Consider the following 26,475-nt stretch of genomic DNA (forward strand, 5'->3'; position numbering starts at 1 on the left):
GTCCATGACGCAGGGATCCGAGTCCGTACGCTTCGGCAAACGAACCACCGACACCGTCCTGCACCGCTTCGAGCAGTGGGCCCGGGACACCCCCGGGGCCCGCGCGCTCATCGCCGGCCCGGACAGCCTCACCTACGGGGAACTGGACGCGCGCGCCGACCGGTTGGCGCACCGTCTGCTCGGCTCCGGTCTGCCGCCCGGCGCGCTCGTCGCCGTGGGCACCGCCCGGCAGAGCGAACTCGTCGTCGCCCTCCTCGCCGTCCTCAAGGCCGGCGGGTCCTACACCGTCGTCGACGTGGAGAGCCCGCGCTCCGGCCGCCGGCAACTCGCCGCGGCAGAGCCCCTCGTCCTGCTCACCGACGCGGCCCAGCACGCCGCCCTCGACAACGGCGGCGGCCCTCGGGTGCTCCGGCTCGACGCGGAGGCCGCGGCGATCGGCGGGCCGCGCGCCGAACAGCCCGCGGACCGGCTTGGCGGGGCGGCCGCCCCGCCGCCCGGCCGCACCGCCGCGGTCCTGTTCACCGGGTCGGCCGAGCCGCGCGCGGTCCCCGTGAGCCACGCGCTGCTGCTCGCCGCCCACGAGGCATGGGCCGAGGTGGCCCGGCCGACCCCGCAGGACCGGCACCTGTTCACGGGCGGTCCGGACGTCACCGCCTTCGCCGCGGGCTGGACCCGGGCCCTGTGCTCGGGCGGCGCCCTCGTGCTCCCCCCGCGTTCCGCCTGGCAGCCCGGGGACATCCGCACGGCCGTCGGGACCGAGCGCGTCACCGTGCTGCACACCGACCCGGCCCGGGCGGCCCGGCTGCTGATCGAAGACGCCGAACAGGCAACCCTCACCCCCGCCGCCCATCTCGGCGCCGACCCGGCCTACCGGTCCCTGCGGCTGCTCGCCGTCTCGGGCGACCGGCTCTACCTCGACGAGCAGGCGACCCTGCAGATGCGGCTGCGCCCCGGCGCGCGCGTGCTCAACGTCTACGGCCCCGCGGAGTGCGCCGGCATCGGCACCTGGTTCGAACTGCCGCAGCTGCCGCACCCGTTGGACGACCCGGAACAGATCTCCCTGCTCGGCACCGCGTTCCCCGGCTTCCGGGCCGAGGTACACGGCGGGGAGATCCGCCTCGTCCCGCCGGACGGCGCCGACGCGGTCCCGACCGGCGACCTCGGCCTGCTCCGCGAGGACGGGCTGCTGGAGTACGGCGGCCGGATCCGGGACCGGATCACCCTGCCCGGCGGCCGTGTGCTCGACCCGTACCCCGTCGAATCCGCCATCCGCAGCCACGAGGGCATCGGCGCGGTCATCCTGAAGGGGGTCGACGGCCCCCGCGGCCCGCGGCGGCTCGTCGCGTACGCGGCCCCGCCACCCGGCGGACCGACCCGGCCCGGCAGGGCGGGGCTGCCGGACATCGAGGAGCTGCGCGACCACCTGGCGGGCAAGGTGCTCCGGGAGGAGTCCCCGCGCACCGTGATCCGGCTGCGCACCCTGCCCCGCACCACGGCGGGCCAGGAGGACCGGGACGCCCTGCCGCTGCCCATCCTGCCCGCGGCGGCGAAGCCTGCCGGAAGCAAGTCCGGCAAGTACGGGGCCGCCGCCGCGGGCCAGGGCGAGACCTCGGCCGGCTGCGCGGCCGGCTGCGGGGGAGTCGGACTGGGCTTCGTCGCCATGATCCTTACGAACCTCCTCTGGCCCGGATCGACCGACCTCACCGGGGTGCCGCAGCCCTGGGCCTTCCTCTTCTCCCTGCTGTACCTGTTCGAGTGCGCCGCCTTCGGCATCGGGGTGGTGTTCCTCTTCGGCGGCCGCGCCCGGATGCTGCGCCAACGCCGCGGCCCCTCCCTCACCGTGGCCGCCCATCTGGCCGTGTCCTACCTGCTGTTGTCCTGGTGGCCGCAGGACAACCTCTACCGGCTGGCCGCCAAACAGGACTGGCCGCGCCAGGCCGCGCTCGTCTACGCCTTCAACATCCCGCTGATGATCGCGGGAGTCGTCGTCGCGGCTTACGTCGTCAGCAAGCCGGCCGACCCCTTCGACTTCCACGACCCCACCGACGACTGGCCCGACCGCTGACCGGCCCGCCTGGGCCCGTGGACCCGTCGCCGTCGACCACCGGGTTGGTCCGATCGGTCAGATCTGCCGGTGGTTCGTGCCGGGAGGTTCCGGGCGCCGCCCAAGCCGAGGTTATGAATGAAATCGCATGACGGTTTCGTCATCTGACCATCCATGGGCATCGACCTCAGGAGCCACACGATGCGCCCCATCAGAGCGGTCTGTCTCGGCACGGCCACCGCGCTCGTCACCCTTCTCGCCTGCACCCCTGTCGCGGCCGCCGCCGCGGCGGACCCCGGTCCCGCCCACGGCAAGGGCAAAGAGCGGGTCATCACACTCACCGGCCGACTCGCGGAGCAGACGCGCTTCCCCGTCAACCCCGGCGGCGCCGCCGCCCAGGGCGACCGGACCGTCTTCCGCTCGAACCTCTTCGACGAGGCCGGCAACCAGGTCGGCGAGACCGGCGGCACCTGCACCACCACCCGCGTCGACAACGGCGGGGCGGAGGAGTGCGTCGTGACCTACACCCTCCCGGGCGGTCAGCTCTCCGTACAGGGGATGGTCTTCGGCAATCTCGTCCCGGGCCCTCCCCCCTCGTTCGACAACGGAATCACCGGCGGCACCGGGGAATTCGACCGGGCCCGCGGCTCGGTCCACGCCGACACGATCGCTCCGGGCACGAGGCGCTTCACGATCCACCTCAAGCACTGACCGACCCCGCCCCCACCGGGTGAGAAGGCCGGCCGGCCACGATCGGCGACCAGCCACCCGGACATGAAGATCACGACCTGCGGTCGGAGGACCGCGCCGGGCCGAACATCGCCCCGACCGCCAAGGCCTCGGCCCGCACCAGCGCCTCGGCCGCGTCCAGCACCTCCCGGCTGCGCGCGGCCACCAGCACACCCAGCCAGGGCGCCGGTTCGAAGGCCGCGGTCGGGATCGCGGGGACGAACACCGCCCCGAGCTCCGCGCAGTCCCGGGCCAGATCCGCGCACCACTCGTCCAGCTGGGCCTCGGGCAGCCGCGCGCCCAGCTCCACCCGGTCGGCGATCCGTACGAGGTGCCCCGCGCCCCGCAGTGCGTCCAGCCGGGCCGCCACCATGAAGGCGATGGACGGCCCGGTCAGCCGCAGGTTCGTCTCGGTCGGCGCGAGCCGCCCCGCCCCGTCGGCGACGAAGTCCACGTCGAACCAGCCCCGGTAGCCGGATTCCGCCAGCTCCCGGCCCACCGCCGCGCCGAAGGCGCCGAGGGATTTCTCCGCCCACGAGGGCACCACCCCGGGACCCACCGTGGCACCCCGGTAGCAGCCGTCCGCCACGTCCATCACCGCCCCGCCCACCTCGTGCGCGTGGCCCGCCTCGTCGACGAAGCCGTCGTACGTCAGGTCCCGCGGACCCTCGTCGGCTCCGGACGCCGGACCGCCGACGTACTCCTCCACCAGCAGCGGCCCGCGCGGCAGCCGCCGCAGCAGGGCCCGCGCCCCGCCCGCGGCACGGACCCGCTCGGGGGTGACCACCGTGGTGCCCGAACCCCCGACACCGTGCTCCGATTTCAGAACGGTGCTCTCGCCCGCCCTGGTCCTGGCCGCCAGCATCCGGGCCGCCGCCCACCGCCCGTCGGCCCGCCACTGCCGGGGGAGCACGATCCCGGGATGCCCGCCGTCCGCCAGGATCCGCCCGAAGAGGGCGTGCGCCGCGGACTTCGATTCGTAGCGCAGTTCCCCGGGCCGCCACGGCCGGCCCGCCAGCCGCCCGAACGGCCGGGTGCGCCCCCACGGTACGAGGGGCAGCCCGGCCCCGGTGAGCAGCGCGGCCAGCGCCGGCCGGGCCCGTACGGCATCGGCGAGGCCCGGATCCGCGTCCAGCAGGCCGTCGTACACCTCGACCCCGGTCCAGCCCAGCTGGCGGCAGACCAGCTCGGTCCAGCCCCGCGGCACCGGCCGCGGCAGCACCAGCACCGCCGGGTGGGGGCTGTAGAAGGCGGCGAGGCACGCGTAGTGGTGCGCGGGCCGCTGCTCCGGGTCCAGGGTGGCGTCGGCGAACTGCGCGTTGAACTCGCCGACATTGCCCAGGTGCACGGCCCGCCCGCCGCCGGTCCAGGCCCGCGCCCAGCCGGCGAGCGGGACGGGAGCCGCCTCGAACCGGACCAGGGCCGGACCGCCGGATTCCACGCCCGGTGCGGCATCGGCCACCGCGACCGCCCCCATCGCCCGGTAGAACCCGGCCGCGTACGGATCGGAGTCGATCACCAGCCGGCGCACCCCCAGGTCCACGGCCCGCCGCAGCGCGTCCCGGTACAGCAGCCGGCCCACGCCCTGTCCGATGGCGGACGGCTCCACGAAGAGCAGCCCGAGCGCGGCCACCGGGGGAGTCCCCTCCAGCGAGGCGACCCCGAGCACCTCTCCCCGTGCGTTCTCGGCCACGACGAGACGGCGGGCCGTCACGTCGGCGGCCCGGATCCGCAGTTCCGGCGCACACGCGGCCAGGAAGGCGGCGTCGTACCCCCAGTGCGCCTTGGACCGCATCACCAGCCCGGTCAGGTCCTCCGCCTCGGCCGGCCGCGCGACCCTGACCTTTACCATCTGCTGACCTCCCCATGGTCCGGGTCAAGGCCGTGCGATAGATTCGGCCTCCCCACGGCACATACTTTCCCACCCACGCGGAGACAGGCTTCTCAATGAGCGACATCATCAACGGACTTGGCCGCACCAGCGCCTACGGCGCCCTCGGCCTGGTGCTGCTGATCCTCGGCATCGTCCTCGTGGACGTGCTGACGCCCGGGAAGCTCCCCAAGCAGATCTGGGAGGAGCGCAACCGCAACGCGGCCCTCTTCCTCAGCTCCGCGCTCCTCGGCATCGGCGGCATCGTCTTCACCTCGATCTGGACGACGTACGCGGACTTCGGCAAGGGCCTGCTGTCCACTGCGGCCTTCGGCGTGCTCGGCCTGATCCTCATGGCGGTGGCCTTCCTCGTGCTCGACCTGGTGACGCCCGGCAAGCTCGGCGCCATCGTCGTCGACCCGGAGCCCCACCCGGCGGTCTGGGTCTCGGCCGCCTGCAACCTCGCCGTGGCCGCCATAGTCGCCGCCTCGATCGCCTGACGCGGAGCACCCGTACACGACGAGAGCGCCGCTCCCCCGAGGGAACGGCGCTCTCGCCTTGTCCGGGTCCCGCTCAGGCGAGGCCCAGCGCGAACACCGCGAACCCCGCCGCCAGCAGCCCGGCCACGGTCCGGCGCAGCGCGCCCGCCCGGCGTCCCTCCCGCGGCGGCGCCTCGAACCGCCGCGCGTAGCGGGCGATCGCGACGAACAGCGCCGCGAACACCGGCATCCACGCCAGCCGAGCCGCGATCCAGCCCAGGTTGTCCGGCGCCGTCGTGAGCCCGGCCAGTTCACCCACGAACGACCCGGGCACGGCCGCGGCCAGCATCGCCGTCTGGTGCCAGCACAGGATCGTCATCGCGGACAGGTTGATCACGACCACCGGGGCCCACAGGGCGGGCCGCGCCAGCAGCTTCGCCAGCCGGTCGCGCAGCAGGATCGCCGCGCCCGACTGCGCCGAGGCCAGCGCCAGTACCAGCAGCGACGGCGGGTGCGAGTTGGTGCGCGCCGCACCCGGTACGCCCACCATCGACGCCGGATAGTGGAAGACCGCCAGCAGCGCGGCGAACAGCAGCGTCCCGCCCGCCAGCAGCAGCCAGGCCCCGCGCCGCCCGATCCGCCGCTCGCCCCAGGAGACGCCCAGCTGGTACGCGAACAGCCAGCCCGGGAGGATGTTCACCAGGGCGAGCCACGACGGCACGGAGTCGGCGAACGGCCCGTAGCGCAGGAAGTCCACCACGGCGACCGAGCCGAGCAGCGGGGCGGCCGCCCAGCCGCCGAGGCGCCGCGCCGCCCGCACGCAGTACGGGGTCAGCGCGGTCACCACCACGTACACCCCGACGAACCACAGCGGTTGGACCACCAGCGTCGCCCCGGTCCGCAGCGACGCCTCCGGCACCCCGGCCGCGTACAGCACGGGCGCGGCCAGCGCCCACACTGCGGTCACCCCGAGCACCGGCCGCCCCAGCCGGACCACGCGGCCCTTCAGCCAGGCGCCCGTCGACCCGGTGCGGCGCCCGAAGGAGAGCGCCGAGGCGTACCCGCCGACGAGGAAGAAGATCCCCAGCATCTGGAGCACCCAGCTCGCCGGGGCCAGGCCGCCGAACGCGGACAGCGGGCTGGCGTTGTGCAGGCCGCCGTCGGAGTCGAGGGTGAAGCCGCCGAGCAGCCAGTGGCCGGTGGGTACGGCCAGCAGTGCCAGGGCGCGCAGGCCGTCGATCGCCCGGTCGCGGTGGGCGGGGGTCCGGCCGTCGATCCGGGCGGCCGCCGTCCGCAGCGGGGCCAGGGTGGCGGAGGCACTCATCGGAGCGTTCCCTTCGCGATGGCGGCGAAGGCCGCCAGGGACTGGGTGCCGGGCATGAAGTACCCGGCGTGGCCCTGTACGTCGGCCGCCGGCACCCGGCGGGCGCCGAAGGCCGCGGAGGTGGGGTCGGCGCCGTGGCCGATCCCGGCGAACTCGACGTTCGGGACGTCGGCGATCCAGTCGGAGGGGCCCCGGGCCGCCCATACGCGGGCCCCGGTGCCGAGGGCGGCCGCGGTGTCGGCGCGCATTCCGGGGGAGCCGAAGGCCACGAGGTCGGCGGCGTCGGTGTGCCGGGCCGCGAGCCCGCACACCACCGAGCCGTAGCTGTGGCAGAACAGCACCGGGTCGGGCGCGCCGACCGCGTCGAGTCCCGCCGTGAAACGGGCCAGCCGGGCCGCCCCGGCCCGGGCGAGGCGGCCGTCGGCCGCGTCCAGGCCGACGCCGACCGGGGTGGTGTAGCCGATCCACGCGACGACGGCGGTGGACCCGCCGGATCCGGTCCCGGTCCCGGTCCCGGTCCCGGTCTCGGACCCCGTCGCCTCGCGCAGGGCCCGGGCCATCCCGGCCGGGCCGGTGGAGGGTTTGCGCGGAGCGTCGTAGGTGGCGGCGTCGTTGTCCGAGCCCGGCACGATCACCGAGACGTGCTCCGCGTGCTCCAGGTCCCCGAACACCTCGGCCACCTGGCCCCGGCCACGCGGGTCGAAGGCCAGGATCTGCCGGTCCGGGGCGGCGAGGGAGGCGTACCGGGCCTCGCCCGTGGCGGCCACGGCGATCCGGTTGGCCTCGTACCGCAGGGGGAGCGGCGCCCCCTCCAGGTTGCCCACGACCAGCGGGTGCGACCGCAGCAGCTCCCGGCGCGCGGCGTCGTCCAGCCCGGCGAAGAAGGCGGCCACCTCGCGCGGCGCGGCGGTCGCCGGATCGGGCAGGGCCCGGCCGGACACCGTGTCGGCCCGCCAGGCGGCGGTGCCCGGCGGCGGTCCGGTGACCGCCGTCTGGCTGTCGCCCGAGGCCCACCCGGCGGTCCCCCCGACGAGGGTCACCGCCAGTGCGGCCGTGACCAGCGTCCTTCCGAAGCGGCGCATGCCCCTTCTCCTCTCCTCGTGACGAGGGGGAAGGTAGGCAGGGGGTGTCCGCGGCCACGTCCGACCGTGGAGCCAAGTCGGATGTCATACCCCGGTAGGGGGTGGAGGAGGCGACGCCCTCGGCCGGCCCGCCGACGTGTGTCCCCCTGACCGGCCCGGCGTTGCTCCATGGGTGCGATCCGCGTCAGCCGTCTGCCGGAGCCCGTCAGTGTGTCGGCGTCGAGGAAGCCCACGCCCCGACTAGTCATGGTGATAGTCCGACTAATTGCGGCAAAGGGAGTACAGACGATGCCCCACCGGGAACATCAGCGTGCGGCCGAGCCGGGACATCGCCCGCGCCGGGCGGGCGCCGCCGGCCTCGCCTGCGCCCTGGCCGCCGGATCCCTCGTCCTCCTCGGCACCGGGGACGTCAGCGCACGGGCGGTGACCTGCTTCGGCGTACCCGCCACCCTTGTCGTCACCACGCCCGACGCGACCACCGAAGGGACCCCGGGCAACGACGTGATCGTCGGCACGCCCGGCCCGGACACGATCCACGGCCAGGGCGGCGACGACCTGATCTGCGGGCTGGCGGGCGACGACATCCTCATCGGGGGACTCGGCAACGACCAGCTCGACGGCTCCGCGGGCGCCGACCAACTGCGCGGCGACAGCTTCAGCCCGACCGGCAACGCCACGGGCGGCGGCAACGACCGCCTCCTCGGAGGCGACGGGGACGACCAGTTCACCGGCGACAGCTACGCCCCCGCGGGCACCGCCGAGGGCGGTGGCAACGACCAGCTGATCGGCGGCCCCGGCAACGACCGGCTGACGGGGGACAGCAGAGGACTGAGCGCGGTGGGCGGCGGGGTCGACCGGATCGACGGCGGCCCCGGCGACGACGCCCTGCTCGGTGACTCCGGCGCGTTCGCCGGCAACGCCACGGGCGCCGGGAGCGACGTACTGCTCGGCGGGCCCGGGGCCGAGACCATCACCGGGGACAGCGAGGCCGCGCAGCACGCGATCGGCAGCGGCGGCAACGACCTGCTGGACCTGGGCGCCGACGGCGGGGTCTCGGCGATCGGCGACCACACCGTCACCAACCCGGCGGGGGGCCGCGCGATCGGCGCCGGGAACGACCGGATCATCGGCGGCGCCTCCGACGAGTTCCTCGTCGGCGACAGCGGCCCGGCCGACGCGCGCGGCACCGCCGCGGGCAACGACACCATCAGCGGCGGCGCCGGGAACGACCGCGTCTTCGGCGACAACGTCGACCTCACCGGCACGGCGAGCGCGGGAACGGCGGGAGGCGCCGACTTCCTCGACGGCGGCGAGGGCATCGACACCCTCAAGGCGGGCCCCGCCGGCGACTTCCTCACCGGGGGCCCGGACGGCCCGGACGCCTGCGACGGCGAAGGCGGAACCGACTTCGCCACCGGCTGCGAAACCCTGGCCGGCCTGCCCTAGGTCGTCTCTTTCGGATCTTGCCGGGCCCGCGACGCCCGGCACCGCACCTGGCCGCGTTGTCGGGGCGCCCGAGTACGTCCAGTACACGGTGCGCTCCTCCGCCTTGCCAGGCACGGCACCGGACGCCGCGGGCTCGGCCGACAAGATCCGAAGGAGACGACCTAGGAGGTACGGGCTGGTGACCGGTCCGCCCGAGGACCGGCGGGCTCAGCCGGAGTCGCCCGGCCGCACCAGCCCCGCCTCGTACGCGAAGATCACGGCCTGGGCCCGGTCCCGCAGGTCGAGCTTGGCCAGCACCCGCCCGATGTGGGTCTTCACCGTCTGCTCCGCCAGCACCAGGTGCCCCGCGATCTCCTGGTTCGACAGCCCGCGCGCGATCAGCTCCAACACCTCGGTCTCGCGCGGGGTGAGCCCCTTCAGCCGCAGCGCCGGGTCCTTGCGGGGCGCCGGGCGCTGCTGCACGAAGTCCGCGATCAGCCGTCGGGTCACCGAGGGCGCCAGCAGCGCCTCGCCCGACGCGACCACCCGGACCGCCGCGATCAGATCGGCCGGCGGGGCGTCCTTGAGCAGGAACCCGGAGGCTCCCGCGCGCAGCGCCTCGTACACGTAGTCGTCGATGTCGAACGTGGTCAGCATCAGCACCTTCGGCCGGTGCACCACCCCGGGCGGGGGATCGAGGATCTCCCGGGCGGCCGTGAGCCCGTCCATCTCTGGCATCCGCACGTCCATCAGCACCACATCGGGGTGCGTGGAGCGGGAGACCTGCACCCCCTGCCGCCCGTCGGGGGCCTCGCCCACCACGTCGATGTCGGCCTGCGCCGACAGCAGGGCGGCGAACCCGGCCCGCACCATGGCCTGGTCGTCGACGATGATCACGCGAATGGTCAACTGAGGTCCTCGGTCGGATCGTTCAAGGGCAGCCGGGCGGCGACCCGGAAGCCGCCGTCGGGCAGCGGGCCCGTGTCGAGCGTCCCGCCGGTCAACCGTACGCGCTCGCGCATCCCCACCAGACCGTGCCCCGTGCCCGAACTCTCCAACTGCACCACGGCGTCCCGCGCCGGACCGTTGACCACGAGCACCAGGACCTCGTCCTCGTCCACCGTCACCGAGACCCGGGTGGGGGCGCCGGGCGCGTGCCGCACCACATTGGCCAGGGCCTCCTGGACGATCCGGTACGCCGACAGGTCCACCGCCGGCGGCGCCGCCCCGGCCGCCCCGGCCGCCAGCGACAGCTCCACCGGCTGCCCGGCCCGTACGGTCGCCTCCACCAGCTGCTGCAGCCGGTCGATCCCGGGCTGCGGGGCCCGCTCGCCGTCGGCGCCGTCCGCCCCGCCCGTGCCGTCGCCGCGCAGCACGGTCAGCAGCCGCCGCATCTCGCCCAGCGACTCCCGTGCGCTCGCCGCGATCGCCGCGAACTCCTCCCGCACGGGCTCCGACATGCCCGGCACCCGGTACGGCGCCGAATCGGCCTGCACGGTGATCACCGACATGTGGTGGGCCACCACGTCGTGCAACTCGCGTGCGATCCGGGCCCGTTCCTCCAGCAGGGTCCGGCGGGACCGCTCCGCCTCGCTGATGCTCTCCTGCTCGGCGACCCGCTGCTGCGCGTCGCCGACCCCGCGCAGCGCGCCCGTCAGGACCAGCATGACGCCGCTGAGCACGAAGAGCAGGGCGGCGGTGTTCGTCACGCCCGCGGGCGGAGAGAAGCCCAGCACCGTACCGACGACGCCGGTCACCAGCCATACCCCGACCAGGGTCCGCACGGACTCGCGCAGCCCCAGGCAGGCCATCAGCACCAGGTAGCCGACGATGGTCATCGGCGGCCACGGCCAGGAGTGCCCGGCCACGGTGTCGGCGCCGATCAGCAGCACCGCGGCGACGGTGTCGGCGGTCAGGACGAGCACCCAGGCGTGCAGGGGCCGGGTCAGCGCGAGGAGCAGCGGCACGGTCTGCGCCACCGCCAGCGCGCCCGCCCAGCCGCCGCCCACCCCGTAGTCGTCGGACAGCACCGCGATCGTCACCGGAAGCAGGGTGACGATGAAGATGCCGACGACGACGAACGGCAGCGCCCGCTGCCACCGCCTGGGCGCCTGCGCGAACAAGGGCTGCGCCGCCCCGGCGGGGGTGCGCAGCACGACGGCGAGCCGGGCCAGTGCGCCGGGCATCCGGGCACCGGCCGCCGAGGAGGGGCGGATGCGTTCGCGGGGTTCGTCGCTCATGATCGGACCAGCCTATGCGCCGCAGGGCCGGGAGGACCCGGAGGCGGGGTGGGGCCGACAACCGTGACCGCTCACCGTTGCGGTCGCCGACCGTGCCATCGACTGCGACGACCTCGCACGTCTGCTTGACCTCCTCGGTCTGTGGCCAAGTGCTGACTTGGCCACACGGGGAACGGTCTGCAGACGGGCGAATTCCAGCTGGGCGAGGAACGGGCTGACAACGGGGCATGGATGGCAGAATTGCCACTGCCGTGAGACGGCGCAGTTCAGGGGCTTCACGCGTTATTTTGGGTGGCTCGGTCGGTAGTCGGGGCCACCCAGGACGGGCGCTCAGCGCCTCGTCTCGTACCTGGTGAGGATCACGCCGCAGGGCAGCGTCCGCGTCTCCACCAGGTTGAGGTTCACCCAGTTGTCCAGCGCGGTGAAGAACGGCGTGCCGCCGCCCACCAGGACCGGCGCGGTGGCCAGCAGGTACTCGTCGATCAGCCCGGCCCGCATGGCCGCCCCGGCGAGCGTCGCGCCGCCGATGTCCATCGGGCCGCCGTCCTCGGCCTTGAGCCGGGTGATCTCGGCGACCGCGTCGCCCGTGACCAGGCGGGTGTTCCAGTCGACCGTGTCGACCGTCGAGGAGAACACCACCTTCGACATGTCCCGCCAGCGGCGCGCGAACTCGATCTCCGCCGGGGTGGCGTTGGGCCGTTGGTCGCCGGTCGGCCAGTAGGAGCTCATCGTCTGCCACAGCTTGCGCCCGTACAGCGAGAGGTCGGTCGCCTGCAACTGGTCGGACCAAAACTGGAACAGCTCGTCGCTCGGCACGCTCCAGCCGATGTCGTCGCCGGGCGCGGCGATGTAGCCGTCCAGGGTCAGGTTCATGCCGTAGATCAGTTTCCGCATGGCGCCAGCCTTCCATGAGTCGGTCTCACGTCTGCAGACCGGCGCGGCACGGGAAACTCATCGGTGGCTCAGCCGCAGACTCACCGGGCAACAGAGAACCAGCAGGTCAGAGAAGTCGGCTCGCACTATCGGCCAACATGGACGAAAGAATATGCCAGTGGCAATATGCAACCTGACCTGCCGGTGGGAAATTTTCGTCCCTTCTCAACCTTTTGAACACTTTTGCGCGCACAAACCTCCGGGTGGGGCTTGAGTTTTTCGGCCTGTCCGGAATGCCGTTTAACCTATCCCGCCAACGCTGGCCACGGGCGGCTCCTTTTGCTATAAATCCCCTGCAAGTCCAGACAGGCACTGGCCGGTGAACGAAAGGGAGAGATGCCTGTGAGTGGATTTAGGCAAATCGCCGCCGTGGGCTCCGCTGTTGCCCTCATTGCGTGCTTGGGTGTTGGTTCGGCGCAGGCGTCTGCGCCGGTTTCGCCCGATCGACAGTTCGGCGGCTGTGGTCAATCCTTCGATCCCTGGATCTGGGGCGGCGAGGCCCACTGGGTCAACTCCTGCAAGAACGGGAAGATCACGGTTCAGGGCTGGGTGAAAGACACGGATGGCCTGGACAATGAATGTGTCTATGTCGTCGCCAAATTCGCTGCCGATATAACTGAAGTTTCCAGGGACGCGTGCGGCGGCGGAAATAAGGTTGCTTTCAAGTGGACACATGCAGGTTCGATCGCCGACGTTGAACTCCGCAAGACTCGCTAGCGGTAAATCCGTGAAAGGTTCAGGGGAGGGGAGAGCGTGCTCGGTACTGCAACACCGGCAGCCAAGCGGAGGGGCTCGGCGGCAGTGGTTGCCACCTGCCTTGTCCTGACGGGCTTCTCCGGTGTAGCGCAGGCGGCGGAATCCGGTAGAACGGGCGTCAAAGGCGAGCAGATTATTGCCTGTGACGACACGGGGCTCTGGACCGCTGTCAAGTTGCGCGGAAAGAACGCGAAGGGGCAGGATCAGACGGCTCCGCTCGCGAACCTCGATGAAGCCGGCTGTGTCAGCTTCAACGGCCTGTGGTGGAAAGGCAAGGTTACGCTCACGTGGTTGCGGGACGGTGGAAAGCGTGGAGAATCCACCTGCTACACGACGGCTGATCCGGATGGTGGAAACTGGCAGACCTGCATATATGAACCTCGCAGGTCTGTGCGGGATTCCGGCTGACGCGGCAAAGAGCTGTAGGTCTGGGTGCTCCGGAGAGTCATGTCTCTGCCTGTAGCCGGACTCCATGAGGCCCGAGCAGGTCCCGGAAGACATCCGGGGCCTGCTTTTGATTTGACATCCATTTCACGAGGCAGACTTTCCGCTCCACTTGCCCCGTTGGTCGGGATCCTTGCACCCCCTTTCTGAAGCCTGCATTTTCAGCTCATCCAGGACCAGGCGGTGAAGCCTCGCCCGCACCCTGGTTTTCGACCACTTGTCGAAGCGTCGGCGCCCTGTCGATCCGACGGCGCAAATGAGGCGTACGGCGTTTGCAGCCACGCCCACCGGGCCGGTGCCGAGGTGCGGGTCCGGTGGTCCCCGGGCAGCGGGCTCGTCCGGGACGGTGGAGCCCACCGTCCCGGGTGGTGCGGGGGCCAGTAGCGGGCCGGTCATTCATTGGGAGCCGGTGCGGGAGCCGGAGCCGGAGCCGGAGCCGGGGCCGGTGCCGGGGCGGGTGCCGGGGCCGGCTTTGGCTTGGTCGGCTCGGGCTTGTACTCGCAGTAGACCTTGCCCTTGTAGAACTTGCACCCCGGCATGTTCTTCACGTCCCTGGGCTTGCCGTTGTGCTTGCCCTTCTTCTTTTTCTTGTGGTGGTCGCTGTGGCCGCCACGGTCGCCCTTGGTGAGGTCGATATGACTCGCGGTCATCGTGGCGGACTCAGTAACCGACGAGGGCGGTGACGCAGCGAAGGCGCTGCTGGGCACCAGCACACCGGCACCGATGAACGCGGCCGAAACGGCAACCAGGGCAAAACGCTGTTTCCGGGAAGAGCGCGGCATGGGAACGCCACCACCGTCACCGTGCTGACCGCCCGGGCCTGGCTCGAGGAGCCGAGTGCCTGCCGGCGAAGTCGCGGTCGTGGGCGCCGGTGAGCGGGGCCCGCTCGAGGGCCGCGGCGTGGGCGGTGGCGAAGGAATAAGGCCTCAGGCCAAGTCCGTTCGGGGGTGGGTTGAACTTGCCGCAGGTGAGGTGCTGGGGCAGATCGGCATTGGCTGCCCGGCCAGGGACGCGATGCGCAAACGCAGCCGGAGGCCCGATCTTGTGTCACCGTTCGCAGTGGACTTCTTCGCGTACCCGCTCAGATCGGTCAACGGCGCACCCGATAGCACAGGTGAAGCACCCGGTTACCCTGAATCACCACGTCAGGATCCTCCAACAGGTGCTGCGCGTGGACCGACCCGAAGTAGCGCTTGCCGGACCCGAACACGACGGGTACGACGTCCATGCGCACCTCGTCGATCAGGCCCGCGGCAAGCACCTGGCCACCGACGTCGCCGGCCGCGACCTCGACGATGCGGTCACCCGCAAGCTCCTGCGCCTTGGCCACCGCGGCCTCGACGCCGTTGACGAAGTGAAACGGCGCCTCGGGGTCCCATCCCTCGGGCTCCGGCCGGTGCGTCACGACGACCACGTGGTCGATCCCACCCGGCGGCTTCCCGTCCCAGCCGTCCGTCAGGTCGAAGACGTGGCGGCCGACGATCGTGACCCCGATCTGGTCCCAGTACGGCCGGGTGTGGTCGTAGGACGTCTGCGACACCTTCAGCTCGCCGCTCTCGTCCAACGGGACGTCACCGCTCGACAACCATTCGAACAGCGGTCCAGGCTGGTCATTCTCGTCCGCGACGAAGCCGTCCACCGACACCGAGCTGTACATGACCACCTTGCCCACAGGGCTCTCCTCTGCTTTGAGGTGCCCCAAATTAGCGTGTCGTGAGCGGCCGGCCGTCCAGCGCGTGGCCGGGACATTCGTGCAGGAACCGCCGCCCGACTTCGACGTACCGGGTAGGCGTGAGCCCGGTTAACACCCGGAACTCGGGGCCGAAGTGGGCCTGGCCGAAGTGGCCTGTGCCACCGGCGAGGTCGCCCCGGCCGGCCGGTCCCGCGGGGTTGATCGCGAACACGGTGGCGCCGAAGCAATAGGTGTGGGCGAGCCGCTTGAGTGCTGCTGACACCGGCTGCCACACTCAGGTTGCCGATCGCCGATCGCCGATCGCCGATCGCCACCGCCCCGCAGGCCGCCGCGATGACGCTGCTCGTACGGCGGACCGGCCCCAGGCCGGCGGTCTCGCAGCTCGGCAATGGCGGGCCGGCCCCAAACCCGCTCAACAGTCACCGGCCGGTCACAAGTAGGCTGCGGTTAAAACGAGGGTGGAAGATCTTGAACTTCGACATGCCTGGCCCGGAAGCCGCCTGGCTGGAGGCGCCCATCTCAGCCTGCCCGAACCCGAACCCTGCGTGGCAGACGAGTATGTGGTGGTACGTCGCAGGCCTGTTCCGCGAAGTCGCCTGCCTTGCGCCCCCGCTGGAGGCCCTGGCGCACCGTTTGAGGCTGTCGATCGAGCACGGCTGGGAAGAGCTCTCCGAGGTCGATGTGGCGATGGTCCAGATCAGGGGGATCCACTTCGCTCTCTACCGGCTGAACACCAGCCCTTTGAAGGACACCATCGTGTCCGTCCTCAAGGACACCGAGGACGACGAAGCCGCGATCAACACCCTTCTCACCGCCCTGGGTATCGGCCCCGACGCAGTGACCTACCGGGGAAATGCAAGAAGCGGCGAGGCTCGGTGACTGCCTGCAGGACATCCGATTTCACGCAGCCTTGGGATCGGTACTGCTGTGGGCACAGCAGTACTGTTCTGGAGGTGTCCGCGTAGCGGCGGACCGGCGACTGCGCATCAGGTGGGCGAAGAACCTCTCGACGATCCACCGCTTGGGCAGCACGACGAAGCCGCGCATGTCGTCGCTGCGCTTCACGATCGCGAGGACCAGCGCGAGCGTGGCGAGGCAGCGCTCGATGAGACTGCCGGTGTATCCGCCGTCGGCCCAGATCAGCTCCAGCCGGTGATGTGCGTGGGTGACCTGTTCGAGAAGTACCCGGGCGGCAGTGCGGTCGCCGGTGTCCGCGGTGGTGACCATCACGCCGAGCACGAGGCCGAGTGTGTCGACCACGGCGTGCCGTTCGCGGCCGTTGATCAGCTTGCCGCCGTCGAATCCGCGGCTGTCCGCGCCCACGACGGCGTCCGCCTTCACCGACTGGGAGTCGATCACACCCGCGGTCGGCTCCGGGTCCCGGCACGCCTTCTTGCGGACCTTCCCGCGGAGCCGGTCGTGGAAATCGGCGGTCAGACCGTGTTCGCGTCAACGTCGGAAGAAGGCGTAGACCAGCTCCCACAGCGGGAAGTCGGCCGGTATGGCCCGCCATTTGGTTCCGTTGTCGACCAGGTAGTGGACCGCGTCCAACATCGTCCGGTGGCAGTACGCCTCCAGACGTCCACCGCGGCCCTCCAGCCAGCCCGGCACCGGCATCAGTGGACGGACCACGGCCCACTGCGTGCCCGTCATGTCGGTGGGGTAGCGCCGCTGGCGCGTCCCGTTGTCCGCGGCGTTCCCGAACCGGTGCGCGAGACAGTCACACGCGGGGTGAACGGACTGGACCCGCCCTGCACGAAGGCGTAGAACTTCGACAAGAGGGCCTCCTGGAAAACTCGTTGGCGTAGACAATTACCGAGCTACCAAGAGGCCCTGTTCTCATGCCCGAAACCCACCGCGATCACCCGAACGGGATCCCTGTTCGACCAACACCCCACAAGATTGGAACGACAGCAGCCACTTACGCGTCGGGGTGTTCCGGCAGGGCGAGCCAGTCCGACCAGGAGATCTCTCGGCCGAGGAAGCGTGGCTGCTCGAACGGCCAGTCGGCGGCGATCCACTGCGGCACCAGCTCGTCGAGGGCCTGCTCGACCTTGCTGTCCACCAGCTCGTCCACCACCCACCAGGAGATCTCGCCGTCCGCACCGGCCCTCTCCGGTGGGTCGATGTAGACGCAGCCGAGCAGAGCTGTCTCCTCTGCGTCGAACAGCGCGTAGTTGAAAGACTGGTGTGCGGCGATCTCCTTCTCGTGCCGCAACAGGTCGGCCTGGTCGGCCTCGTAGGTCATGGTGGCTGCGGGCCAGCCCCAGGCTGGGCCGTAGATGGTCCACAGCCGCTCGCGCGAACCCATCACAGCCGGATAGTCGAGCGGGGTGTCCGTCTCCCGGATTGGCCGCAGGTGATGACCACTGCCCGGCAGCGGTATCAGGACGGGATGGACGAAGTTATCGGGGAGCCAGCTCATAGCGCCCGACCGTAGCAGCGCGCGGCCGCCCGCTCCCCTGGAGTTTCCCCGTATGGTATGTAGGCCAGATGGAGAAACGGTTGTAGCCGGATTCTGGGAACGCCGGCGGGCGGCTGCTGTGGGAAGTGTTGACGAGAAGCAGGAACAGGGTTCTGCGCGTGTCGCGCGACGGCAGCCAGAGACGGTGGCTCGGTGGTCAAGTCCCCAGCCCTGAAATGATCTAGGGCCTGTCGCGAAAGTGGATCAAGGTCATGGACGACTACCGCCGGTGCGTCGTAGTCATCTGACGGATGGCCAGTGGGAGCGGTTGGAGCCGTTGCGGCCGGTAGGCAAGAAGCCGGGCCCCACCTGGAATCGGGTCTTCGAGCAGTTGCAGGCCGAGGTCGATACGAAGGGCCGCACCTGGCAAGCCGTGAGGCTTCTGATCTTGCCGGACACCCATTCCTTCCATGGCATCCCGGCTACGCTTGCCATGGTCACGGCCAAGATCGAACGAGGGGGTACACCCATGCCGTACGAGACCGGCGCGAAGGTGAAGCTGACCAGGGATGTGCAGCTGACCGCAAATGACACGGCGGCCAGGATCGGTTTCCCCGGTCCGCTGTGCCTGGCCGAGGGCTTGGAGGGCATCGTCACGGGCTTGGCGAAGGAAGCCGGCGGCCTGGCCCAGGACGGGCTCGCGGAATTCGAACGGCGGGTCCGCGGCGTCCAGTTCGATGGCCACACGGCCGGCCTGATCGACAGTCTCCGTCAGCAGATCATCCGGCACGGAGGGCTCGACGCCGGAGTCAGCGCTCAGATCAGATACCGGGTGCGCTTCGAGAACGGGTTCGTTCTGGGCGGTCTTGAGGAAGGCTGGCTGACCGAAGCCTGAGTACCTGCCACAGCTCCCCCGCCGGTCGGCGGGGGCGTCGCGGTCTCTGTAGCCGGTTCTCACCAGCCTCGCCCGAAATGGTGGACGGGGGCCGGCGAAGAAGCTTCACCGGCCACCGTGCCGGTGCGGTCCTCCTCAGCCCGGGTATGCGATCGAGCCCAGCGGCGGGCAGGGGATGAGCATGGTGCCGGCGCCGGGGCGTTCGACGAATGCCCGGGCCTCGGCGGCCCGCAGGCGCTGGGAATCCAACTCGTCGGCGTGCCAGGCGTCGCGCCTAGCGCGGTCGTAGTCCCACGAGTCGTCGATGAGGCTGAGGCTGGTATTGCCGGAGCTGCGCTGGAACTCCGACTTCAAGGCGGCCTGTTGGAGTGCGGTCTGGGTCGCCGCGAGATCGATGCGGGTGATCAGGACGCCGGGGGTGTTCGGTTCCCGGGTCGGCATGGGGGCCTGCGGAAGCGGGGACACCCCGGTATCGAGACGGCCTATGTTGTCGACGGCCGCTGTCTGGGCGTCCTGCACCATGAGCTGTGTTTCCTGGTGCAGCCAGAAGAACTCGTCGAGGTCCGCCTGGGTGATGCGCATCCGCTGGTACAGGGCCCTGAAGCGGGGATCGTCGTGCAGCGGACGTAGGGGGGCGACGTGGAGCGCCACGCAGTCGTTGTAACCGGCTGCCACCGCGGCGTCGAGATGGAAGATTCCCTGGTTCGCCTCTCCGCGTAGGACGGCCATGACGCCGAGGCTCGAGTGGCCGGCGGCGACGAGCCACGTGCCGTCGGGGCCGAGCGCCGTGGCGCGCGCGACGACGTCGTGGAAGCCCGCGGTGCCCGCCGCGGCGGGACCATTGGTCATGGCCTCCACCAGCAGTTCGTGAACACGGACGGCCAGCGAGTTGACGGTGTCGACCATGGATCTCCTCGGACCTCGGTGGTGAAGAGCGTAAAGGGTGTTGAGTCTCTGGCAACCCCCGCGGACAAGACGGGCGGACGGGGTGAGCGGTTCCAACTGGACCACCGGGTGTCGTAGTCGGCCCCTGGGCGTTCTGGTCGGCCCGAGTGAGCGGCGTAGGCGGCGGGGCATGTCAGAGCCGGCCGGCACCATGCCCGCATGGATCTCGTACACCCGCTCGATGGCCTGGATGCCCGACCCTGGCCTGCCCTTTCCCACGCGTACGGCAGCGCGGAGGATGTGCCCGATCTGCTGCGGGCCCTGACGGGCGCTGACGTGGATGCGGCGGATGAGGCGTTGTCCGAGCTGTACGGGAGCGTTCTGCACCAGGGGACGGTCTACCCCGCCAGTGCGGAGGCGGTGCCGTTCCTGGCCGGGATTGCGGCGGCCGGCCACTGCACGGCAGACGTCCTGGCGCTGCTCGGCGGCATGGCGGAGAGCGAGGACGCGTACGGCGTTGCACCGGGCGCGGTCCGGGCGGCTGTGGCGGACCGGCTCCCGCTGCTACTGCCCCTGTTGGCCTCCCCGGATCCGGAGGTCCGCCGGACCGCGGCCTGGGCGGTGTCCCACACCGGCGCGCCCGCGGTTGCGCTCCCGGCCCTCCGCGCGCGCTGGGACGAAGAACCCGAGCCCTCCGCGCGCGCGGAGGTCCTGGCCGGGATCGCACGGCTCGACCCGCAGGGCGGAGCGGCGGCGGCCGCCACCGTTCTGGATCCGTCCCAGCCGACCGAGGTGCGCATGGCCGCCGTCTTCGCCTCCCTCGACGCGGGTGCTCCGTGGACCGGGCCCCTGCACACGACGATGCTGTCCCTTCTGCCCGCCGACCCCCTGCGCTCCGATCTCGGCCTCGAACGCGGCGAGCCGCTGGCCGCCGTCGTCGAGGCACTCCTGGGCCGGGGTCGGCGGATGGCGCGCGAGGCGGCGTTCGCGCTGGTCGACGCAGCCCTGTACGACGGTCGGGCCGAGGTGCGGGCCGAAGGCCTCTGGGCGGCAGACCGCGCCTGCATGCTCTCCCGCAGTGCCCCGCGGCGACTCGTGCCGAGCCTTCGAACGGCGGCCGTCGACGAGGAGTCGGTGGTCACGATGTCGTGCCTCCTGGGCCGGCTGGGCAGCGTTGCCGCACCGGCAGTGAACGTCCTCGCCCCCCTCGCCGGACGGAACGCGGACCACGACGACGACCACGCGGACCGGGCCCTGGCCGCGCTCGCACTGGTTGCGCCCGCGCAGTCGGCGCCGCTCCTGGCCGCCGGGCTCGGGCGGCGCCCGCGGGCCCTCGCTGCCGCCGCCGGGTTCCGGAGCCCGGAGGGCCTCGCCTTCCCCTACAGCGGCGAACTCCTTGACGCCTTCCGGCAGCACCTCGCCCGGCCCGAGGCCTTGAGCGGCAGCGAACCCTGGCAGCTGACGAACCTGTTGGCGGGGTGGGGCGCCGAGGCAGCGCCGGCGTTGCCCGAGCTGTGCGCGGCACTCCCGCACTTTCCCGGCCAGGCCGCCCGGGCGATCGCCTCCGTCGCCGCCGACTGCGCCCCGGCAGACCGCGTCCGGGCCGTCACCTCGTTGCGGGCGGTGGCGGCCGAGCAGGGAGTCCTCTCCGTGGCGAAGGCCCTGTACGACCTCGACGGCGAGATCGCGCCCCTGCTGCACCGGCTCGAGCAGGACCTCCGGCGCGGCGCCGGCGAGCTCAGGGAGGCCGCCAGGGCGGCCGGTGCGCTCGGTCCCCGGGCAGCGGCGCTTGCGCCTGCCCTGCGAGAGGCGCTCAGCGGCACGGACGGCGACACCACCCCCGCGCTGGACACGACCACGGCTCTCGCCGAGGCCCTGTGGCGTGTCACGGGGGACACGGACGGGGTCGTTGCCGTTCTGGACTCGGTCTTCGCGCGCGCCGAACAGAACCCATGGTCCCGGTGGTCCGTGGTGCGGGCCGCCCGCGCGGCGGTCCTCCTCGGCCCCGCGGGACGGCCCCTCGCCGCCCGCCTGGAAGCCGCCCTCGACGATCCGGCCCGGGCACCGGCCGCGGTGCTGGCCCTCACGGCCATGGGCGAACCCGCCTCGCTGGACCGCACCGCGCTCGCCGAGGCCGCCCTGCGCTCAGCCGAATCGGACGCCGATCCGGCGGGTGCCTGCGACGCCCTGGAAGCACTCGGCCCCGACGCACTGACTGGCGGCCAAACACGCCGACTTGCCGCCCTCGCCGACGGCGACGCCCGAGTGGTCCGCTCAGGAGTCGAAGATCGCATCATCCGCCAGGACGAAACCCTCCGAAATCGCGTCCGGGCACTCCTCACCGCCTGCCCGGACCCGCAACACCCTGACCCGTCGGGCAACGTCGGCCGCCTCGACATCCGAACCAGGCGGCGGCGCCCCGCACCATTCGTCCCAGGGCGATCAGGGCTCTGACCGGGGGTTCCGTGGCGGGTACCCGCTCCTGCGTGCTCTACTCGCGGCATGGCCACCTCGAACTTGGACTACTGCGGCTCTGGATTTTGGGTCCGCGACGAGCAGGCCGAAGTGTGGCTGTATCTACTGGCGCAGGAGGCGAAGGCGGTCCCTGACGCTCCGGAGTGGTTGGCCGGTGCCTGCGACGACTGGGAGATGCAGGCCACGACCGGCTTCGTGGGGTTCGTCTCGTCCTGTCTGGACGAGCACCTCGGGACGGAACCCGCTCGGGTGGCGCTCGCGCTGCACCTCTCGGAGCGCGTCCTGCAGCAACTTCTCGCATGGACCCCCGCCATCCCGAAGGACCTCGTCAACTCCTACGGAACAGGAGGCCATGACGAAGGCTTCGACGCGGACCTGCCCGTCGAACCCATGCTGGCGTGCGGTCGCGCGTTCATAGGCCTTCTGCGTAAAGAGCTCCCGCCAGGACACGACAACTGGGCCTGCTGACCGCGGCCGCAGGGCCGTTTCCCGGTGAGCGGCGGCTCTGCCGGCGCCGAGCCGAGCACCGAGGTCGTCCATCAGGGCCAGGTATCGCGCTCGGTCACAGGGGTGCGAAGGCAGAACGAAAGGGGGCTCATCTCAGGAGGTCCGGTGCGGCCCGTCCGGTCCGTGACCTCTCGTTCGGCCCGGTCCCTTCTCTGCCCAGTGACCACCTTCCGCCGAGGTGGCTGAGGCGGTCGGTAAACCCGTGGCGCGTGCGTACCGTCCCGGGCCAGGATGCGGCTATGCGTGATATCCGGAGCGATCCCGAGTTGCAGGAGCTGGTTCGACGGTTCGTCAGGCCTGATCGGCGATACCTTCGGTTGGGCGGGAGTCTCCACCGGATGAACGCGGTCCAGCGCTCCACGTTCGTGCGGGATCTGGCGCAGGCTGCCTACGAGATCACTCCCGCGGAGCTCGGCATCCTCTTCGAGGGCGGCTGGCGCGAGCGCAAGACCGCCGCCTGGCTGGTCGCCGTGGCCCACAGGACCGAGTTCCGCGACCTCATCGGCCGGCTCCTGCTCGCCAGCGGGGGTCCGTACGCGGGCGCGGCGTACTGCGTCGCCCTCGCGAGGTTCGGCACTGCAGCGGATGCCGAACTGCTCAGCGCCTACCTTGATCACTACTTGTCGCGTCCCGACCTCGACTACGACCAGCCGACCGTCCTCGGGACACTCCTGTACCTCGATGAGATGCTCGGCTCCGACTACGCAACACGGTTCCTTTCCCCGGGCGGTCCGTGGGACCGATGGCTCGAAGTCCGGGCTGTGGCGGCCCTCGACCCGCGCAACTGCGAGCAGGCCGTGAAGCAACTCTGCGCGTTCGTCGACGAGTCGGTCGAGGTCTTCGCCTCGCCGGACTGCGGGAGCTGATCATGACCGAGCGCGACATCATCCTCAACGAACTCGCCCAGGGCCTGCGCCCGATGTCACAGGGGATCGACTGGTTCGACGCCCAGGGCCCGGAGGACCAGGACGAGGTTCTCCTGTTCCTCCGCCATCACTGCATGCAGGCCCGCGCGGTCACCGAAGACGGACCGGAGAGCATCCGCCGTGCCGGGCTGCGCCCGACGCACACGCCTGCGGTCCTGATCACCCGCGGCCCGATCGAGCAGCAACTGAGGAAGATCGCAGGCCTCACCCCCGTCGACGAACGTCGCAAGGCGTTCCGGCTGCTGGTCGCGGTACTCGCGGTCGCTGACGAACGGCGCCGCGAACGCTTCTGCTCCGGCGGATGCGGTCACTGGTGGCACAGGCTGTCCGTCACCGACGGGTGATGACGAGTCCCCGCTGTGCTACCGGCGGCTGCGGGCCCGTTCGACGGACGCCCGCAGTGCCTCCATGAGGTCCACGGCGCCGGTGGCTCTCGGCGCGGGCTCGGCCTTTCGACTGTCTGGTCGGCCCGTTTGCAGCAGAGGACCGCTGGCTCGAACCTCCCAGCCGACGGGCGCTCCCCGCCAGGCGGCTTCGCCCTCCTGCGGCTGAGCACGTCGTCAACCTTCGTTCCGTTGTCCTTCCTGGCTGGAGGGCAACTGCTCGCGGATGAAAACCGGATCTGAAAGATCCAGGAGAGGGGCGGCAGCGTCCGCACGCATGCTTTGCCGGAGCTGCCACAGAGCGGCCGCATAGCGGGCGTACGCCTGCTTGTAGGCATCGGTTTCGAGAGTCTCGCCCGAGCCGACGAGGTCACGGATGACGACCAAGCGCCTGAGGGCTGCCTCCGCCATGCCGGCTACGCCCGGCGAAACGGTGACGAGCAGACGTTCCCGCTGAGCGAATACCCCTGCTTCCCACAGCGCATCACGGCAGAGACTTCCCCGATCCGCGTTACTTGCACTGCTGCGCGCAATACGGCGGAGCTCCTCGTGAGATGCGTTGCATGCGAGCACGAACGCCACGTGCGTGTCCTGCTTCTGGACGACGTCACGTGTCTGACGGTCGCGCCGAGTACGAAGATGCTCTACCCACGACGTTCCAGCCAGCGTCGTGAAAGCACCCAGCGCAGTGCCTGCGAGTGTTGCCCACTCCATCTGCTCCCCCAACCCTCGAGTTCTCTGCCCTCCTAGACTTCCCGCTTTGGAGCTGCATGCTTGGTGGCGGTCGGTCCTTCCTCTGATCGCTGTGCCAGGCCTCAGGTACGGCCCTGGTGGGCGGCCTCGTGGAACGATCCTCACCTCTCCCTGACGCCGCAGCCGGCCGCGCCGCCCGCACCCGCGTCCCAGCTGCGGGTCTCCCCGACTTCGGCCGATGTCAGGCGCGGCCCGAATATGCCATCGACCTCGGACCGGTCGGCTTACGAGGGCGGGCCGGCCGCCCACGCGCCAAGGCACTCCGGGCGGGGCGCGCGTATGGATGGCGTCTGCGCCGCTGAACACGGGCGGAAGCGGCCTGGTGCGCTGTGCGACGGCGGCGTGCCCGCCGAGACAGTGGCCATGGGACTCGGGACCACCCGTTCCAATCCATGGCCCTGGTTCTGCCGCTCGCCGCGCAGCACAGGCAAGGCGCTCGGTTTCGGCCAGAGACGGGGCCCGCGCGGATCCGGACCGACCAGACCGCAGGGGTCGCCCCTGGTCGGATGGCGGCCCTCTACGAGGAAATCGCCACGGCCCAGGGCTGGAAACTCACTCTCGCCATGCAGCGCACCAAGACGGCGACCGCCCGCCGCCGCGTCCTGAGCCTCATCGGGTACGCGATCGTCGCCGCCCTCGGATTCGACGTGATCATCAGCCCGATCCTCGGCGTCCACCCCGAGGCTCGAACTTCTGGCCGTTGTGGGGCGGGTTCGCCCTGATGTGCCTGGCGGTTGCTCTGTTCGCCGCGCCCCTGCAGAGCCTGATCAGCCCGATCGGGACCCTGCTCACGGTCGTCGTCATGGTCTTCTTCGGCAACCCGTCCACCGGCGGTGTGAACGGCACCGCTTACCTGCCGCCGTTCTGGCGAGCATCTACGTCGTCGGCGCCGCGCTGCGCACTGTCCTCACCTACGGTCGACTGCTGTGGCGGTGCGGCGCCGGGACGTGGCGCTCCCCGATCAGCCCTGAGGAAGAGGCATCGCCACCATCCCACCCGCATGGCTCCCGGACCCGTCAGAGCGTCACAGTCAGTCCCAGCGCGGAAAGTCGGGGCTTGTCGGCTGCGCGTGAGCGTGAAGGATCCGGCCGCGCCGGGGCCGGCGGGCGAGGTGGTCCGTCAGGGCGTCGCGTACGCGGGTCCGGGCGAGGGGTGCCCGTTTCCTGGTGCGCCGAGCACGGCGGCGGGGTGGGGTCGGTGTCGGAGCGGCGCCCCGGTGGGGGGCAGGGAGGTGGTCGACTAGGCTGGTTGCCTGTCGATCATGGGGATGCGGGCATGGGTGGCGCGGCGGCGTTGGAGAAATTGGTGCCAGTGCTGCTGGCGTTCGGCGGCGGGGTACTGCTCGCCCGCCGGAAGATCGTTCCGGCCGAGGCGTCGAAGGTCTTCTCCGACTACGCCTTCCTCTTCGCCGTCCCCTGCTACCTCTTCGGCAACATCTACGCCAGCGACCTCGGAGCCCTGTTCAACTGGCGGGCGATCGGCGGCTATGCCGGGGCCGCGGCCCTCGCCGTGGTGGCGGTCGCCGCTGCGGCGATCGCCCACGGCCTGCGCGAGCCCCGCGACGTGGCGCTGCGGGTGATGGCGGGAGTCCAGGTGAACACCGCCTACTTCGCCGTCCCCGTCTTCATCACCGTGTTCGGGACGGCGGCGCCGATCTTCCCGATCCTGCTGTTCCAGGTCTGCGTACTGTCCCTGGTCGTCATCGCCCTCATGGAACTGGGCCGCGCGGGCCCGGCCGCCGGCGGTCCGGGCCGCCGCCTCTCCCGTGCCGTCGGAGCCTCGCTCGCGACCCCGCTGGTCCTCGCCTGCAACGCGGGGATCCTGCTCAACCTGCTCTCGGTACGGGTCCCGGCCGTCGTGCTGGACGGCGCCGCGTTCGTCGGGGACAGCGCCTCACCGGTGGCGCTGTTCGCCCTCGGCCTCCACCTGGGCGGCCTCGGTCTCGACCTGCGGGGCACCACCCGCGAGGAACTCGCCCTCATAGGCTTCAAGTGCCTGGCGTTCCCGCTGCTGACCTGGGCGGTGTGCGGGCTGCTCGTCGGTGTGCGGGGCGAGTGGCTCGCGTACCTCGTCCTGATCGCGGCGATGCCGACCCCGCAGAACCTGTTCATCTTCGCCCAGCGCTACGACGTAGGCGTCGACCTCTCCGCGTCGATCGTGATCAAGAGTTCGCTGGTGTCCCTCCTGCTGCTGCCCCTGTGGCTGCAGACCGTGGCGGCGTAGCCCAG

28 protein-coding genes are annotated in these 26,475 nt (G+C 71.3%); 14 read left to right on the plus strand and 14 right to left on the minus strand.

The window, feature by feature from the left end:
• Positions 1-4: 4 nt before the first annotated feature.
• The gene (locus JYK04_RS38815; RefSeq protein WP_189744571.1) at positions 5-2,065 is read left to right on the plus strand and encodes an AMP-binding protein; all 2,061 of its coding nucleotides are present in this window, start codon (positions 5-7) and stop codon (positions 2,063-2,065) included.
• A 180-nt stretch (positions 2,066-2,245) separates the two neighbouring features.
• Positions 2,246-2,755, plus strand: coding sequence for an allene oxide cyclase barrel-like domain-containing protein (locus JYK04_RS38820; protein WP_229876652.1), 510 nt, complete (start codon positions 2,246-2,248; stop codon positions 2,753-2,755).
• 70 nt (positions 2,756-2,825) lie between these two features.
• On the opposite strand, the gene JYK04_RS38825 is transcribed toward JYK04_RS38820, so the two are convergent.
• Entirely contained in the window at positions 2,826-4,625 is a 1,800-nt protein-coding gene (locus tag JYK04_RS38825) for a GNAT family N-acetyltransferase (protein ID WP_202185971.1), read from the minus strand.
• Positions 4,626-4,720: 95 nt separating this feature from the next.
• Here JYK04_RS38825 and JYK04_RS38830 point away from each other — a divergent pair, with 95 nt between their 5' ends.
• Positions 4,721-5,143, plus strand: a complete 423-nt coding sequence (locus JYK04_RS38830) for a DUF350 domain-containing protein (RefSeq protein WP_030717969.1) — start codon at positions 4,721-4,723, stop codon at positions 5,141-5,143.
• A 73-nt stretch (positions 5,144-5,216) separates the two neighbouring features.
• On the opposite strand, the gene JYK04_RS38835 is transcribed toward JYK04_RS38830, so the two are convergent.
• The gene (locus JYK04_RS38835) at positions 5,217-6,446 is read right to left on the minus strand and encodes an acyltransferase family protein (RefSeq protein WP_189744575.1); all 1,230 of its coding nucleotides are present in this window, start codon (positions 6,444-6,446) and stop codon (positions 5,217-5,219) included.
• Complete coding sequence (locus tag JYK04_RS38840; protein WP_189744577.1) at positions 6,443-7,528, minus strand: alpha/beta hydrolase; 1,086 nt, start codon at positions 7,526-7,528, stop codon at positions 6,443-6,445. Before JYK04_RS38840 ends, JYK04_RS38835 begins: the two co-directional genes overlap by 4 nt.
• Positions 7,529-7,816: 288 nt before the next feature.
• Here JYK04_RS38840 and JYK04_RS38845 point away from each other — a divergent pair, with 288 nt between their 5' ends.
• A complete protein-coding gene (locus JYK04_RS38845; RefSeq protein ID WP_189744578.1) occupies positions 7,817-8,974 on the plus strand; it encodes a calcium-binding protein in 1,158 nt (385 codons plus the stop codon).
• Between the two features lie 207 nt (positions 8,975-9,181).
• Here JYK04_RS38845 and JYK04_RS38850 read toward each other — a convergent pair whose 3' ends face one another.
• From JYK04_RS38850 to JYK04_RS38860, 3 genes are all read right to left on the minus strand, one after another.
• Positions 9,182-9,862 (minus strand): response regulator, encoded by a 681-nt coding sequence (locus JYK04_RS38850; protein WP_030384870.1) that lies wholly within the window; start codon positions 9,860-9,862, stop codon positions 9,182-9,184.
• Positions 9,859-11,193, minus strand: coding sequence for a sensor histidine kinase (locus tag JYK04_RS38855; RefSeq protein ID WP_189744580.1), 1,335 nt, complete (start codon positions 11,191-11,193; stop codon positions 9,859-9,861). The genes JYK04_RS38850 and JYK04_RS38855 overlap by 4 nt, the downstream gene beginning before the upstream one ends.
• A gap of 330 nt (positions 11,194-11,523) precedes the next feature.
• Positions 11,524-12,087 carry a dihydrofolate reductase family protein gene (locus tag JYK04_RS38860; protein ID WP_189744582.1) on the minus strand — a complete coding sequence of 188 codons (564 nt, stop codon included), beginning with the start codon at positions 12,085-12,087 and terminating at the stop codon, positions 11,524-11,526.
• Between the two features lie 381 nt (positions 12,088-12,468).
• Between JYK04_RS38860 and JYK04_RS38865 the strand changes: the two genes are divergently transcribed.
• Positions 12,469-12,843 carry a hypothetical protein gene (locus tag JYK04_RS38865; protein WP_189744584.1) on the plus strand — a complete coding sequence of 125 codons (375 nt, stop codon included), beginning with the start codon at positions 12,469-12,471 and terminating at the stop codon, positions 12,841-12,843.
• Positions 12,844-12,879: 36 nt separating this feature from the next.
• The gene (locus tag JYK04_RS38870) at positions 12,880-13,290 is read left to right on the plus strand and encodes a hypothetical protein (RefSeq protein ID WP_189744586.1); all 411 of its coding nucleotides are present in this window, start codon (positions 12,880-12,882) and stop codon (positions 13,288-13,290) included.
• Between the two features lie 428 nt (positions 13,291-13,718).
• On the opposite strand, the gene JYK04_RS38875 is transcribed toward JYK04_RS38870, so the two are convergent.
• From JYK04_RS38875 to JYK04_RS38885, 3 genes are all read right to left on the minus strand, one after another.
• Entirely contained in the window at positions 13,719-13,976 is a 258-nt protein-coding gene (locus JYK04_RS38875; RefSeq protein WP_189744588.1) for a hypothetical protein, read from the minus strand.
• A gap of 440 nt (positions 13,977-14,416) precedes the next feature.
• Complete coding sequence (locus JYK04_RS38880) at positions 14,417-14,998, minus strand: dihydrofolate reductase family protein (RefSeq protein WP_189744590.1); 582 nt, start codon at positions 14,996-14,998, stop codon at positions 14,417-14,419.
• Between the two features lie 31 nt (positions 14,999-15,029).
• Positions 15,030-15,281 carry a hypothetical protein gene (locus tag JYK04_RS38885; protein WP_202185972.1) on the minus strand — a complete coding sequence of 84 codons (252 nt, stop codon included), beginning with the start codon at positions 15,279-15,281 and terminating at the stop codon, positions 15,030-15,032.
• Positions 15,282-15,487: 206 nt separating this feature from the next.
• Between JYK04_RS38885 and JYK04_RS38890 the strand changes: the two genes are divergently transcribed.
• The gene (locus JYK04_RS38890) at positions 15,488-15,898 is read left to right on the plus strand and encodes a hypothetical protein (RefSeq protein ID WP_189744592.1); all 411 of its coding nucleotides are present in this window, start codon (positions 15,488-15,490) and stop codon (positions 15,896-15,898) included.
• A 21-nt stretch (positions 15,899-15,919) separates the two neighbouring features.
• On the opposite strand, the gene JYK04_RS38895 is transcribed toward JYK04_RS38890, so the two are convergent.
• The 3 genes from JYK04_RS38895 to JYK04_RS38905 all read right to left on the minus strand — a co-directional run bounded on the left by JYK04_RS38895 (position 15,920) and on the right by JYK04_RS38905 (position 17,444).
• Positions 15,920-16,456 (minus strand): transposase, encoded by a 537-nt coding sequence (locus tag JYK04_RS38895; protein ID WP_425282280.1) that lies wholly within the window; start codon positions 16,454-16,456, stop codon positions 15,920-15,922.
• A 12-nt stretch (positions 16,457-16,468) separates the two neighbouring features.
• Positions 16,469-16,672 (minus strand): transposase, encoded by a 204-nt coding sequence (locus JYK04_RS38900; protein ID WP_229876656.1) that lies wholly within the window; start codon positions 16,670-16,672, stop codon positions 16,469-16,471.
• Positions 16,673-16,940: 268 nt separating this feature from the next.
• A complete protein-coding gene (locus tag JYK04_RS38905) occupies positions 16,941-17,444 on the minus strand; it encodes a GNAT family N-acetyltransferase (RefSeq protein ID WP_202185973.1) in 504 nt (167 codons plus the stop codon).
• 268 nt (positions 17,445-17,712) lie between these two features.
• Here JYK04_RS38905 and JYK04_RS38910 point away from each other — a divergent pair, with 268 nt between their 5' ends.
• The gene (locus JYK04_RS38910) at positions 17,713-18,318 is read left to right on the plus strand and encodes a hypothetical protein (RefSeq protein WP_189744634.1); all 606 of its coding nucleotides are present in this window, start codon (positions 17,713-17,715) and stop codon (positions 18,316-18,318) included.
• A gap of 135 nt (positions 18,319-18,453) precedes the next feature.
• On the opposite strand, the gene JYK04_RS38915 is transcribed toward JYK04_RS38910, so the two are convergent.
• Entirely contained in the window at positions 18,454-19,224 is a 771-nt protein-coding gene (locus JYK04_RS38915) for a hypothetical protein (RefSeq protein ID WP_189744636.1), read from the minus strand.
• Between the two features lie 198 nt (positions 19,225-19,422).
• On the opposite strand from JYK04_RS38915, the gene JYK04_RS38920 reads away from it, so the two are divergent.
• The 4 genes from JYK04_RS38920 (at position 19,423) to JYK04_RS38935 (ending at position 23,455) form a co-directional block, all read left to right on the plus strand.
• Positions 19,423-21,657, plus strand: a complete 2,235-nt coding sequence (locus tag JYK04_RS38920; protein ID WP_189744638.1) for a HEAT repeat domain-containing protein — start codon at positions 19,423-19,425, stop codon at positions 21,655-21,657.
• Positions 21,658-21,705: 48 nt separating this feature from the next.
• Positions 21,706-22,146: a hypothetical protein gene (locus JYK04_RS38925; RefSeq protein WP_189744640.1), complete on the plus strand. Its 441-nt coding sequence runs from the start codon at positions 21,706-21,708 to the stop codon at positions 22,144-22,146.
• 278 nt (positions 22,147-22,424) lie between these two features.
• Complete coding sequence (locus tag JYK04_RS38930; protein WP_189744642.1) at positions 22,425-23,051, plus strand: DUF6000 family protein; 627 nt, start codon at positions 22,425-22,427, stop codon at positions 23,049-23,051.
• Between the two features lie 2 nt (positions 23,052-23,053).
• Entirely contained in the window at positions 23,054-23,455 is a 402-nt protein-coding gene (locus JYK04_RS38935; RefSeq protein ID WP_189744644.1) for a DUF5958 family protein, read from the plus strand.
• A 216-nt stretch (positions 23,456-23,671) separates the two neighbouring features.
• On the opposite strand, the gene JYK04_RS38940 is transcribed toward JYK04_RS38935, so the two are convergent.
• Entirely contained in the window at positions 23,672-24,076 is a 405-nt protein-coding gene (locus JYK04_RS38940) for a hypothetical protein (protein ID WP_189744646.1), read from the minus strand.
• 677 nt (positions 24,077-24,753) lie between these two features.
• On the opposite strand from JYK04_RS38940, the gene JYK04_RS38945 reads away from it, so the two are divergent.
• Entirely contained in the window at positions 24,754-24,969 is a 216-nt protein-coding gene (locus JYK04_RS38945) for a hypothetical protein (RefSeq protein ID WP_189744648.1), read from the plus strand.
• Positions 24,970-25,522: 553 nt separating this feature from the next.
• On the plus strand, positions 25,523-26,470 hold the full coding sequence (locus JYK04_RS38950; protein WP_189744649.1) for an AEC family transporter: 948 nt from the start codon (positions 25,523-25,525) through the stop codon (positions 26,468-26,470).
• The last annotated feature ends 5 nt before the right edge of the window (positions 26,471-26,475 follow it).

The sequence above is a fragment of the Streptomyces nojiriensis genome (genome assembly GCF_017639205.1).
Classification (GTDB): domain Bacteria; phylum Actinomycetota; class Actinomycetes; order Streptomycetales; family Streptomycetaceae; genus Streptomyces; species Streptomyces nojiriensis.